Raw genomic sequence first — 11,418 nt, forward strand, 5'->3', positions numbered from 1 at the left:
CGGTTGTCATATGGGAGCGATCATGTTTGATATCGGCGTTAATCTCACCAGTTCGCAGTTTTCCCGCGACCATGATGAGGTGGTGGCGCGCGCCCGGGCGGCGGGGGTTCACGGCATGTTGCTGACCGGCACAAATTTGCCGGAGAGCCAGCAGGCCCAGAGAATGGCGAGCCATTATTCCGGCTGCTGGTCCACGGCGGGGGTTCATCCCCATGACGGCAGCAGCTGGTCGCCAGCGGTCGCCGAGGCGATTTATACCCTCGCCCGCGAGCCACAGGTGGTGGCGATAGGTGAGTGCGGTCTGGATTTCAACCGTAATTTCTCCACGCCGCAGGAGCAGGAGGCAGCGTTCAGCGCCCAGCTGGCGCTGGCCGCTGAGCTGTCGATGCCGGTGTTTTTACACTGCCGCGACGCTCACGACCGGTTTCTGGCGTTGCTTAAACCCTGGCTTGAGAAGATCCCGGGCGCGGTGCTGCACTGCTTTACCGGCAGCCGCAGCGAGGTGCAGGAGTGCCTGGATCTGGGCCTGTTTATCGGTATTACCGGTTGGGTATGCGATGAGCGGCGGGGACTGGAGCTGCGCGAGCTGCTGCCGGCGATCCCGGCGGAACGTCTGCTGCTGGAGACCGATGCGCCTTATCTGCTGCCGCGCGACCTCAAGCCGAGACCGGCCTCGCGGCGTAACGAGCCCGCGTATTTGCCGCATATCCTGGCCAGCGTCGCGAGCTGGCGGGGCGAAGAGACGCAATGGCTGGAGGCGCAAACGGACGCAAACGTCAGGACGCTGTTTGGCATCGACGTTAACGGCGTTTAGATTTTCTGGAAGTCGGTATTTTTAACGCTCTGCAGGACTTGCTTATTCAGCAGGTTTAACAGCAACATAGAACGGGCTTCGCCGTCCGGCTCGGTGAAGATAGCCTGTAAGCCTTCGAACGCGCCGTCGGTGATTAGCACGCTATCGCCCTCATGCGGCGTTTCCGGGTCGGTAATGCCTTCCGGTTTGTATATAGAGAGCTGATGGATAACCGCCGAGGGAACGACAGCGGGCAGGGCGCCAAAGCGCACGAAGTTGTTAACCCCGCGGGTGGCGCTGATGGTAGTGGTATGAATCACCTCTGGATCGAACTCAATAAACAGGTAGTTCGGGAACAGCGGTTCGCTGACCATGGTGCGTTTACCGCGAATGATTTTTTCCAGCGCAATCGTCGGCATCAGGCAGTTAACTGACTGACGTTCCAGATGTTCCTGGGCTCGTTGTAGCTGCCCACGTTTGCAATACAGTAAGTACCAGGCTTGCATAATGACTCATTCCACTTCTAATAACGGCAAGCATAACAAATGGCTGGTGTAATCGCGAAAGCCATTATAATTGAAATCCAAATTTCAGCGTTCTTTCACGCTAATTTAACAAAATTACAGCATCGCGCCGTCGAACACCGTATAATTAGCCGCCTGTAGAGAGGTCAATAACACTTTCATGAAATACCACGATCTTCGCGACTTTCTGACACTCCTGGAACAACAGGGCGAACTAAAACGTATCACTCTGCCGGTCGATCCTCACCTGGAAATCACCGAAATTGCCGACCGTACCCTGCGTGCCGGTGGCCCGGCGCTGCTGTTTGAAAACCCGAAAGGCTACTCGATGCCGGTGCTGTGCAATCTGTTTGGCACGCCGCGTCGTGTGGCGCTAGGGATGGGGCAGGAAGACGTCAGTTCGCTACGGGAAGTCGGGAAGCTATTGGCCTTTCTGAAAGAGCCGGAGCCGCCAAAAGGCTTCCGCGATCTGTTTGATAAGCTGCCGCAGTTCAAGCAAGTGCTGAATATGCCGACCAAACGCCTGCGCGGTGCGCCCTGCCAACAAAAAATCATCCAGGGCGATGATGTCGATCTCAACAAAATACCGATTATGACCTGCTGGCCGGAAGATGCCGCGCCGCTGATTACCTGGGGGCTGACGGTGACCCGCGGGCCGCACAAAGAGCGGCAGAACCTGGGAATTTATCGCCAGCAGCTGATCGGTAAAAATAAACTCATCATGCGTTGGTTATCCCACCGCGGCGGCGCGCTCGATTTTCAGGAGTGGTGCGCGGCGCATCCCGGCGAGCGCTTCCCGGTTTCCGTGGCGCTTGGCGCCGATCCGGCGACCATTCTTGGCGCGGTGACGCCGGTGCCCGATACCCTGTCGGAATATGCTTTCGCAGGCTTGCTGCGCGGCACCAAGACCGAAGTGGTGAAGTGCGTTTCCAATGACCTTGAAGTCCCGGCCAGCGCGGAAATTGTGCTCGAAGGTTACATTGAGGCCGGTGAGATGGCGCCGGAAGGCCCGTATGGCGATCATACTGGCTACTACAATGAAGTGGATAGCTTCCCGGTGTTTACGGTAACCCACATTACCCAGCGTGAAGACGCGATTTATCATTCGACCTATACCGGCCGACCGCCCGATGAGCCCGCGGTGCTGGGCGTGGCGCTGAACGAAGTCTTTGTGCCGATTCTGCAAAAGCAGTTCCCGGAAATCGTCGACTTTTATCTGCCGCCGGAAGGGTGTTCCTATCGCCTGGCGGTGGTGACCATGAAAAAACAGTACGCGGGCCATGCCAAGCGCGTGATGATGGGCGTCTGGTCATTCCTGCGCCAGTTCATGTATACCAAATTCGTGATCGTATGCGATGACGACGTCAACGCACGCGACTGGAATGACGTGATTTGGGCGATTACTACCCGTATGGACCCGGCTCGTGATACGGTACTGGTAGAAAATACGCCAATAGATTATCTGGATTTTGCCTCGCCGGTTTCCGGCCTGGGTTCAAAAATGGGGCTGGATGCCACAAATAAATGGCCTGGCGAAACCCAGCGTGAATGGGGTCGTCCAATCAAAAAAGATCCTCAGGTGACGGCGCGCATCGACGCCATCTGGGATGAACTGGCCATCTTTAAATAACAGTAAGCGGGGCTAACGCCGCTGTTTTGCTCTATAGACCCGACAGAGGGGACGCATGACAACCTTAAGCTGTAAAGTGACCTCAGTGGAGGCGATTACCGATACCGTGTATCGCGTTCGATTAGTACCGGAAGCGGCATTCTCTTTCCGCGCTGGCCAGTATCTGATGGTGGTAATGGACGAGCGCGATAAGCGTCCGTTCTCTATGGCTTCCACGCCGTCAGAGCACGAGTTTATCGAGCTGCATATCGGTGCTTCTGAACTCAATCTGTATGCGATGGCGGTGATGGATCGCATTCTGAAAGAGCGTGAAATTGAGGTTGATATTCCGCATGGCGAAGCGTGGCTGCGCGATGACGAAGATCGCCCGCTGATTCTGATCGCCGGCGGTACCGGATTCTCTTATGTGCGTTCTATTCTGTTAACCGCGCTGGCGCGTAACCCGGATCGCGATATCGCCATTTATTGGGGCGGCCGCGAGGCTAAGCATCTGTACGATCTGGCCGAGCTGGAAGCGTTAAGCATCAAGCATCCGAATCTGCGCATCGAGCCGGTGGTCGAGCAACCGGAAGAAGGGTGGCGCGGTCGTTCCGGTACGGTACTGACTGCCGTGCTACAGGATTACGGCACGCTGGCCGAGCATGATATCTACATTGCCGGTCGTTTTGAGATGGCCAAGATTGCCCGCGACCTGTTCTGCAACGAACGCGGCGCGCGTGAAGATCGCCTGTTTGGCGATGCGTTTGCGTTTATCTGAAAATAAAAAACCCGCCCCTGACAGGCGGGAAGAACGGCAACTAAACCTGCTCTCTTCGCCATTGCTGCCTGCTTCTGGTCGCAATGGCGTTGAGATAACCCTTCGATTAAATCCGCTCAAACACAGTGGCAATACCCTGACCTAAACCGATACACATGGTCGCCAGACCGAACTGAGCGTCTTTGCGTTCCATCTGATTGATCAACGTGGTGCTAATGCGCGCCCCGGAGCAGCCCAGCGGATGTCCGAGCGCGATCGCGCCGCCGTTGAGGTTGATCTTCTCGTCAATCTGCTCCATTAAGCCCAGATCTTTAATACACGGCAGGATCTGCGCGGCAAACGCTTCATTCATTTCAAAGACGTCGATATCGCTGGTGGATAAGCCAGCTTTTTTCAGCGCCAGCTTTGAGGCCGGAACCGGGCCATAACCCATAATGGACGGGTCGCAGCCGACCACCGCCATCGAACGGACGCGGGCGCGTGGCTTCAGCCCCAGCTCGCGGGCGCGGCTTTCGCTCATCAGCAGCATTGCCGCCGCGCCGTCGGAAAGGGCGGAAGAGGTGCCTGCCGTTACCGTGCCGGTCACCGGATCAAATGCCGGTCTCAGCGCCGCCAGCGCTTCGACGGTGGTTTCCGGGCGGATCACTTCGTCATAGTTAAAAGACTTCAGTACGCCATCGGCATCGTGGCCACCGGTCGGGATAATCTCGGCTTTGAAGGCGCCTGATTGGGTCGCCGCCCAGGCGCGAGCGTGAGAGCGTGCGGCGAACTGATCCTGCATTTCGCGGCTGATGCCGTGCAGACGCGCCAGCATTTCCGCGGTCAGCCCCATCATGCCGGCGGCTTTCGCCACATTACGGCTGAGGCCCGGATGGAAATCGACACCGTGGCTCATTGGCACATGGCCCATGTGCTCAACGCCGCCAATCAGGCAGACGCTGGCATCGCCGGTCATGATCATACGGGCCGCATCGTGCAGCGCCTGCATGGAGGAACCGCACAGACGGTTAACCGTCGTCGCCGGTACCGAGTGCGGGATTTCTGCCAGCAGCGCGGCGTTACGCGCAATGTTGAAACCCTGCTCCAGCGTTTGTTGCACGCAGCCCCAGTAAATATCGTCAATCGCGCTCGCCTCAAGCGACGGGTTACGCGAAAGCAGGCTACGCATCAGGTGCGCGGAGAGGTCTTCCGCACGCACGTTGCGAAAGGCGCCGCCCTTCGAACGGCCCATCGGGGTGCGAATTGCATCGACAATGACAACCTGTTCCATTGTGACTCCTTAAGCCGTTTTCAGAGCGCCAACCGGACGGGCTGGCTCTACCTGGGGATAATACGCTTCGTTATGGCGCGCTTTGTCACGCAGACCGGCTGGCACTTCATACAGCGGGCCAAGGTGCTGGTATTGCTGTGCCATATCGAGATACTTCGCGCTGCCGATGGTGTCCAGCCAGCGGAATGCGCCGCCGTGGAACGGAGGGAAGCCCAGGCCGTATACCAGCGCCATATCCGCTTCCGCCGGGCTGGCGATAATGCCTTCTTCCAGGCAGCGGACGACTTCGTTAACCATCGGGATCATCATGCGGGCGATAATCTCTTCATCGCTGAAATCGCGCTTCGGCTGGCTGACGTCGGCCAGCAGGCTGTCGACGGCAGCGTCTTCTTCTTTCTTCGGCTTACCTTTGCTGTCTTCTTTATAACGCCAGAAACCGAGGCCGTTCTTCTGGCCGAAACGGTTGGCGTCAAACAGGGCGTCGATGGCGTCGCGATAATCTTTCTGCATCCGCTGCGGGAAGCCCGCCGCCATCACGGCCTGAGCATGGTGGGCGGTATCGATGCCGACAACATCCAGCAGATAGGCCGGGCCCATTGGCCAGCCAAACTGTTTTTCCATCACTTTGTCGACCTTGCGGAAATCCGCCCCGTCGCGCAGCAGCTGGCTGAAGCCGGCGAAGTAGGGGAACAGCACGCGGTTGACGAAGAAGCCGGGACAATCATTCACCACGATTGGCGTCTTGCCCATTTTGCTGGCCCAGGCCACAACTTTGGCAATGGTCTTATCCGAGGTTTTTTCGCCGCGGATCACTTCAACCAGCGGCATGCGATGCACCGGGTTAAAGAAGTGCATACCGCAGAAGTTTTCCGGGCGTTGCAGAACGCTGGCCAGTTCGCTGATGGGGATTGTTGAGGTGTTGGATGCCAGCACGGTATCCGGGCGCACTTTTGCCTCGGTTTCGGCCAGCACCGCTTTCTTCACTTTCGGGTTTTCGACCACCGCTTCAACAACCACGTCGACGCGATCAAAACCGCTGTATTCCAGGGTTGGCTGAATGGTGCTGATCACTCCGGCCAGCTTCAGACCGTCGATTTTGCCGCGTTCCAGCTGTTTATTCAGCAGTTTCGCCGCTTCGGTCATGCCCAGGGTCAGCGATTTGTCGCTAATGTCTTTCATCACCACCGGCACGCCTTTCCAGGCCGACTGGTATGCGATACCGCCGCCCATAATGCCAGCGCCCAGGACAGCAGCATGCTTCGGCGTCTCGACATCTTTGGTCAACTTTTTCGCTTTCGCTTTGACGTACTGGTCGTTCAGGAAGATACCAACCAGCGCGCGGGCCTCATTGGTATGGGCCAGCGGGACAAAGCTTTTATTTTCCAGCACCAGGGCTTCTTCACGACCAAGACGTGCGGCGGCTTCAATGGTTTTCACCGCGGTGATCGGCGCCGGGTAATGTTTCCCGGCCGTTTGTGCGACCATGCCTTTGGCAATCGTGAAGCTCATGGTAGCTTCAATTTTGCTGAGCTTCAGCGGCTCTAGTTTCGGCTGACGTTTTGCTTTCCAGTCCAGATCGCCATTAATCGCCTGACGCAGGATCGCCAGCGCGCCGTCACGCAGTTTTTCCGCTGCGACCACACCATCCACCAGGCCGATTTTCAGCGCCTGATCGGCGCCGACGTCTTTCCCGGCGGCAATAATTTCCAGCGCGCTATCGGCGCCGAGCAAGCGTGGCAGACGCACAGAACCGCCGAAGCCCGGCATAATGCCAAGCTTGGTTTCCGGCAGACCGATACGCAGATCCGGCGTCGCCAGGCGGTAATCGGTCGCCAGGACGCATTCACAACCGCCGCCCAGCGCGTAACCATTGACGGCAGAGATCGTCGGGACGGGAAGATCTTCCAGACGATTGAAAACGCTGTTAGCAAAATGCAACCACTGGCTTAACTGCTCCTCAGGGACCAGGAACAGCGAGAGGAATTCGGTGATATCCGCGCCGACGATAAACGCCGCTTTTTCAGAGCGCAGCAGCAGACCTTTGAGATCGTTTTGTTTTTCCAGTACGTCCAGCGCGTGACCGAGGCTGGCTACGGTTGCGGTATCAAGCTTGTTGACCGAACCTGGGGCATCGAACACCAGTTCGGCGATGCCATCTTCCAGCCAGTCGAGGTACAGGGTGTCGCCTTTGTAGAGCATGTCAGTCTCCTGAATCCAGCAATATGATCTGGTCATACCAGATGAAACGGAGTGTGGAATTTATGTTAAAGAATTGCAAATTACTCTTTAAATAATTGCTGGTCGGATCACATCCGGCGGAAATCACCCGCACGCAGGGTGATGTGCTAAGATGCGGAGTATCACGATCCCATAAAAGCAAAGGATGAAAGATGGAATCCCTGTCCGCGCTCTATAAAAATCATATTGTTACCCTACAAGAACGTACCCGCGACGTGCTGGCCCGTTTTCAGATGGATGCGCTGCTGATTCACTCCGGTGAGCTGGTTAACGTCTTCCTTGACGACCACCCGTACCCGTTCAAGGTCAATCCGCAGTTCAAAGCCTGGGTGCCAGTGACGCAGGTGCCTAACTGCTGGCTGCTGGTGGATGGCGTTAACAAACCGAAGCTGTGGTTCTATCTGCCGGTCGATTACTGGCACAACGTCGAGCCGCTACCGACCGCATTCTGGACCGAAGAAGTTGACGTCATTGCTCTGCCGAAGGCCGATGGCATCGGCAGCCAGCTACCTGCCGCTCGCGGTAATATCGGTTATATTGGGCCGGTACCGGAGCGCGCGCTGGGGCTGGGTATCGCTGCGGATAAGATCAACCCGAAAGGGGTTATCGATTACCTGCACTACTATCGGGCTTACAAAACGGATTACGAGCTGGCCTGTATGCGTGAAGCGCAGAAATCGGCGGTCAATGGTCATCGCGCGGCCTATGAAGCTTTCCAGTCCGGGATGAGCGAATTCGATATCAACCAGGCCTATCTCACCGCCACTGGTCACCGCGATACCGACGTGCCTTACAGCAACATTGTCGCGCTGAATGAGCATGCCTCCGTCCTGCACTACACCAAACTGGATCATCGCGCCCCGGCGGAGATGCGCAGCTTCCTGCTCGACGCTGGCGCAGAATATAACGGCTATGCCGCGGATCTGACGCGAACCTGGGCGGCGCACGGCGACAACGACTTTGCCCATCTGATCAAAGACGTTAATGACGAGCAGCTGGCGCTGATTAGCACCATGAAGGCCGGGACTCGTTATGTTGATTACCATATCCAGTTCCATCAGCGCATCGCAAAGCTACTGCGTAAACACCAGTTGGTTACCGACATAAGCGAAGAGGCGATGGTGGAGAATGACCTGACCGGGCCGTTTATGCCGCACGGGATTGGCCATCCGCTGGGTCTGCAGGTGCATGATGTCGCTGGCTTTATGCAGGATGACACCGGTACGCATCTGGCGGCGCCGTCGAAATACCCGTATCTGCGCTGCACCCGTATTATCGAGCCGCGCATGGTGCTGACTATTGAACCCGGCATCTACTTCATCGAGTCGTTACTGGCGCCGTGGCGTGAAGGCCCGTTCAGCAAGCACTTCAACTGGCAGAAAATTGACGCCATGAAGCCGTTTGGCGGGATCCGTATCGAAGATAACGTGGTGGTTCACGAAAACAGCATTGAAAATATGACGCGCGATCTGAAGCTGGCGTAATGGAAAGCTGGTTAATCCCGGCGGCGCCGGTTACCGTCGTTGAGGAGATTAAAAAAAGCCGTTTTATCACGCTGTTGGCGCATACCGACGGCGTGGCGGCGGCAAAAGCGTTTGTCGAGTCCGTCAGAGCGGATCACCCTGATGCCCGCCACCACTGCGTGGCGTGGGTCGCCGGGCCGCCTGATGATTCGCAACAGCTGGGGTTTTCTGACGATGGCGAACCGGCGGGGACGGCGGGTAAACCGATGCTGGCGCAACTGATGGGGTGCGGCGTGGGTGAGATAACCGCTGTCGTCGTGCGCTACTACGGTGGTATCCTGCTGGGCACTGGCGGCCTGGTGAAAGCCTATGGCGGCGGTGTTCATCAGGCGCTGGCGCAGCTGACGACGCAGCGCAAGACACCGTTAACAGCATATACTTTGCAATGTGAGTATGGGCAACTGGCCGGTATCGAAGCGCTGCTCGCCCAATTCTCCGGGAAGGTAGTCGAAAGCGAATATCTGGCGTCGGTTCGGCTGCGCGTGGCGCTTCCCCGGGCCGAAGTGGCGGCTTTTTCAGCAAAACTGGCTGATTTTAGTCGCGGTTCATTGCAATTACTGAAGATTGACGAATAATCCCCTCTGTTTTTTTGCCTATCAAAGGAAGCGCCAGAGATGCATTTTCGCGCCATAACCCGAATCGTTGGACTGTTGGTCATCTTATTTTCGGGGACGATGATCGTTCCGGGATTAGTGGCCCTGATATATCGCGATGGCGCGGGGCGGGCCTTCACGCAAACCTTTTTTGTTGCGCTGGCGATTGGATCCATGCTGTGGTGGCCGAATCGTAAACAAAAAGGCGAACTGAAATCCCGCGAAGGGTTTCTGATTGTGGTGCTGTTCTGGACCGTGCTGGGGAGCGTGGGGGCCTTGCCCTTTATTTTCGCCGAGCAGCCGAACCTGACGGTGACCGATGCCTTCTTCGAGTCATTTTCCGGCCTGACGACGACCGGAGCGACCACCCTGGTTGGTTTGGACTCATTACCTCATGCAATCCTCTTTTACCGGCAGATGCTGCAATGGTTCGGCGGCATGGGGATCATTGTGCTGGCGGTGGCGATTCTGCCTATCCTCGGCGTAGGGGGGATGCAGCTCTACCGCGCGGAAATGCCCGGTCCGTTGAAAGACAACAAGATGCGCCCGCGTATCGCCGAGACGGCGAAGACGCTGTGGCTAATCTATGTGTTATTGACGATAGCCTGCGCATTGGCGCTCTGGTTTGCCGGTATGCCGGCGTTCGATGCGATTGGGCACAGCTTTGCCACTATCGCCATCGGCGGTTTCTCGACTCACGATGCCAGCGTCGGCTATTTCAATAGCCCGATGATTAACTCTATCATCGCGATCTTTTTGCTGATCTCTGGCTGTAACTACGGTCTGCATTTTTCGTTATTGAGCGGACGCAGCCTGAAGGTGTACTGGCGCGACCCAGAATTTCGCATGTTCATTGGCGTCCAGTTGACGCTGGTCATCATCTGTACGCTGGTGCTATGGCTTCATAACGTGTATGGGTCGGTGCTGACGACGCTGAATCAGGCATTTTTCCAGGTGGTGTCGATGGCGACCACCGCGGGATTCACTACCGATAGCATTGCGCGCTGGCCGCTATTCCTGCCGGTGTTGCTGCTCTGCTCCGCATTTATCGGCGGCTGTGCCGGTTCCACGGGCGGTGGCTTAAAGGTGATCCGTATCCTGTTGCTGTTTAAGCAGGGCAACCGTGAGCTTAAGCGTCTGGTACACCCGAATGCGGTTTATAGCATCAAGTTAGGTAACCGCGCCTTGCCGGAACGTATTCTTGAAGCCGTGTGGGGGTTCTTCTCCGCCTATGCGCTGGTCTTTATCATTAGTATGTTGGCTATTATCGCCACCGGGGTGGATGATTTCTCTGCCTTCGCCTCCGTGGTGGCGACGTTGAACAACCTCGGGCCTGGGCTTGGCGTTGTCGCGGACAACTTTGCCACTATGAACCCGGTCGCGAAATGGATCCTGATTGCTAATATGCTGTTTGGTCGTCTGGAAGTGTTCACCTTACTGGTGCTCTTTACTCCCACTTTCTGGCGCGAATAACAGGAGTGCTCGTGAAAACTTTAATACTCTTCTCCACCCGCGACGGGCAGACCCGTGAAATCGCTTCGTTTCTGGCCTCCGAGCTGAAAGAGCTGGGCATCGACGCGGACACCTTGAACCTGAACCGTACCGATGTCGTCGAATGGCATCACTACGATCGGGTGGTCATCGGCGCGTCGATTCGCTACGGGCACTTTCATCCGGCGGTGGACCGCTTTGTGAAAAAGCATCTGGCATCATTGCAGGCGCTGCCGGGAGCATTCTTCTCTGTTAACCTGGTGGCGCGTAAACCCGAGAAGCGCACGCCGCAGACCAACAGCTATACGCGTAAGTTTCTGCTGAACTCGCCGTGGCAGCCGCAGAGCTGCGCGGTATTTGCCGGCGCGCTGCGCTACCCGCGCTACAGCTGGTACGATCGGTTTATGATCCGCCTGATTATGAAAATGACCGGGGGGGAAACGGATACCCGCAAAGAAGTGGTCTATACCGACTGGCAACAGGTATCCCGGTTTGCTCGGGAAATCGCACAAATGGCGCGCAAATAGCGCGTAAAACTCGCGTTGTGATGGAAAATCGAGCGAACGAAAAGTTTTTTTGAATTTCCCCTTGTCACCTCA

General features: G+C 56.8%; 10 protein-coding genes. 7 read left to right on the plus strand and 3 right to left on the minus strand.

The window, feature by feature from the left end; genetic code table 11:
- Positions 1 to 10: 10 nt before the first annotated feature.
- The gene (gene tatD, locus HMPREF3142_RS24295; protein ID WP_162493294.1) at positions 11 to 814 is read left to right on the plus strand and encodes a 3'-5' ssDNA/RNA exonuclease TatD; all 804 of its coding nucleotides are present in this window, start codon (positions 11 to 13) and stop codon (positions 812 to 814) included.
- On the opposite strand, the gene rfaH is transcribed toward tatD, so the two are convergent.
- Complete coding sequence (gene rfaH / locus HMPREF3142_RS24300; protein ID WP_008807930.1) at positions 811 to 1,299, minus strand: transcription/translation regulatory transformer protein RfaH; 489 nt, start codon at positions 1,297 to 1,299, stop codon at positions 811 to 813. The two genes, tatD and rfaH, sit on opposite strands and share 4 nt — an antisense overlap.
- 178 nt (positions 1,300 to 1,477) lie before the next feature.
- Here rfaH and ubiD point away from each other — a divergent pair, with 178 nt between their 5' ends.
- Positions 1,478 to 2,947, plus strand: coding sequence for a 4-hydroxy-3-polyprenylbenzoate decarboxylase (ubiD, locus tag HMPREF3142_RS24305; protein ID WP_008807929.1), 1,470 nt, complete (start codon positions 1,478 to 1,480; stop codon positions 2,945 to 2,947).
- Positions 2,948 to 3,002: 55 nt separating this feature from the next.
- On the plus strand, positions 3,003 to 3,704 hold the full coding sequence (gene fre / locus HMPREF3142_RS24310; RefSeq protein WP_008807928.1) for an NAD(P)H-flavin reductase: 702 nt from the start codon (positions 3,003 to 3,005) through the stop codon (positions 3,702 to 3,704).
- A 106-nt stretch (positions 3,705 to 3,810) separates the two neighbouring features.
- On the opposite strand, the gene fadA is transcribed toward fre, so the two are convergent.
- Entirely contained in the window at positions 3,811 to 4,974 is a 1,164-nt protein-coding gene (gene fadA / locus HMPREF3142_RS24315) for an acetyl-CoA C-acyltransferase FadA (protein ID WP_008807927.1), read from the minus strand.
- Between the two features lie 9 nt (positions 4,975 to 4,983).
- Entirely contained in the window at positions 4,984 to 7,173 is a 2,190-nt protein-coding gene (fadB, locus tag HMPREF3142_RS24320) for a fatty acid oxidation complex subunit alpha FadB (protein ID WP_012543218.1), read from the minus strand.
- A 191-nt stretch (positions 7,174 to 7,364) separates the two neighbouring features.
- Here fadB and pepQ point away from each other — a divergent pair, with 191 nt between their 5' ends.
- Genes pepQ through hemG form a run of 4 tightly spaced genes read left to right on the plus strand, consistent with a single transcriptional unit; the run spans position 7,365 to position 11,346 of the window.
- Complete coding sequence (gene pepQ / locus HMPREF3142_RS24325; RefSeq protein ID WP_012969182.1) at positions 7,365 to 8,696, plus strand: Xaa-Pro dipeptidase; 1,332 nt, start codon at positions 7,365 to 7,367, stop codon at positions 8,694 to 8,696.
- Entirely contained in the window at positions 8,696 to 9,310 is a 615-nt protein-coding gene (locus HMPREF3142_RS24330; protein WP_008807924.1) for an IMPACT family protein, read from the plus strand. Before pepQ ends, HMPREF3142_RS24330 begins: the two co-directional genes overlap by 1 nt.
- Before the next feature lie 39 nt (positions 9,311 to 9,349).
- Positions 9,350 to 10,801 (plus strand): Trk system potassium transporter TrkH, encoded by a 1,452-nt coding sequence (gene trkH, locus HMPREF3142_RS24335; protein ID WP_008807923.1) that lies wholly within the window; start codon positions 9,350 to 9,352, stop codon positions 10,799 to 10,801.
- An 11-nt stretch (positions 10,802 to 10,812) separates the two neighbouring features.
- The gene (gene hemG, locus HMPREF3142_RS24340; protein ID WP_012543216.1) at positions 10,813 to 11,346 is read left to right on the plus strand and encodes a menaquinone-dependent protoporphyrinogen IX dehydrogenase; all 534 of its coding nucleotides are present in this window, start codon (positions 10,813 to 10,815) and stop codon (positions 11,344 to 11,346) included.
- Positions 11,347 to 11,418 lie beyond the last annotated feature (72 nt).

It is taken from the genome of Klebsiella sp. HMSC16C06, from assembly GCF_001808325.1.
In the GTDB taxonomy this organism is placed as follows: Bacteria; Pseudomonadota; Gammaproteobacteria; order Enterobacterales; family Enterobacteriaceae; genus Klebsiella; species Klebsiella variicola.